This window comes from Deltaproteobacteria bacterium (assembly GCA_009930495.1).
Classification (GTDB): domain Bacteria; phylum Desulfobacterota; class Desulfovibrionia; order Desulfovibrionales; family Desulfomicrobiaceae; genus Desulfomicrobium.
In genome coordinates this window covers 1-1073 of record RZYB01000466.1, presented here as the reverse complement: position 1 = coordinate 1073, position 1073 = coordinate 1, and the positions used below count along the sequence as shown (strand labels likewise).

The following is a 1073-nucleotide window of genomic DNA, read 5'->3' as shown; positions in this document are numbered from 1 at the left end:
GGCGGCGATCTGGAACTGCTTTCCCAGAAGGCACTGTGGTGGTGGCGCAAGCAGCATGACGCAGGGGGACCCGCTTCCTGACGGCATGCGCTGCCGTCGGTTACGGTACAAAAGGCAAAAAAGGCCGGATCCTCCTGCAGGATCCGGCCTTTTTTTATTTCAACGCCAACGACCAACGATGGAGAGACCATGATCACCCTTTCCCAACAGGGAACCTGGCTTCCGGCGGACACCCAGACACCCATTTCCCTGTATCTGACTCTGGTGCGCGACAAACAGGGGTTTCTGCTGGAAAGCACCGAAGTAGACGGACGACTGGGACGCTACAGCCTGATCGGCTGGGATTTTCGGCTGGTTTTGTCCTGCGTGGGCGGCGCGCTTGACGTCAAAAGCTTCGACCCGCGACTGCACGATCTGAAACGCTTCGCCGGACGGGACTACCTTGCCGGTCTGCGCGCCTGCCTGAACGAGCTGACCATCACCGGGCCGGAAAACCTGGGCAAGCTGCCCGCCGTCACCCGCAGTGTGTGCGGCTACCTGGCCTACAACATGGGTGGCATCTTCGAGCCGGCCCTGGCCGACAAACTGCCCCCCGAAGAAGCCAAGTCCATTCTGGTTCTGCCGGGAAAAGTCATTTTGTTCGACCACCTGCACCACCGCTGCTGTTACCTGACGCTCGATTCCACCACCAACGTGAACGGCTGCCAGCGGCCGAGCACCCCGGCCCCGCCCTTGGTCGGAGCTATCTCCACCACACCCAGCCACGAGGAATTCCTGCGCAGAGTGGTCCGGGCCAAAGAGCTGATCACTGAAGGAGAAGCCATCCAGATCGTGCTCTCCACCCGCTTCAGCGCGCCCTTTTCCGGCTCACCGTTCGAGTTGTACCGGCGCCTTCGCCAGATCAACCCCTCACCCTACACCTTCTTCATGAGCTTTGGGGAGCTGACGATCATGGGCTCCTCGCCGGAACTGCTCATCCGCTGCGAGGATGGCCTCTTGCAACTGCGTCCCATCGCCGGCACCCGCGTGCGCGGCGCCACGGAGGCCGAGGACCAAGAACTGGCCGAAGAGCT

2 protein-coding genes are annotated in these 1073 nt (G+C 61.8%); both read left to right on the top strand.

Features of this window, described 5'->3' with window-relative positions:
* A partial coding sequence (locus EOL86_15520) for a prephenate dehydrogenase/arogenate dehydrogenase family protein (protein NCD26979.1) occupies positions 1-81 on the top strand: 81 nt, incomplete at its 5' end.
* A gap of 108 nt (positions 82-189) precedes the next feature.
* Positions 190-1073: anthranilate synthase component I family protein (locus EOL86_15515; GenBank protein NCD26978.1), on the top strand; the 884-nt coding region annotated here is incomplete at its 3' end.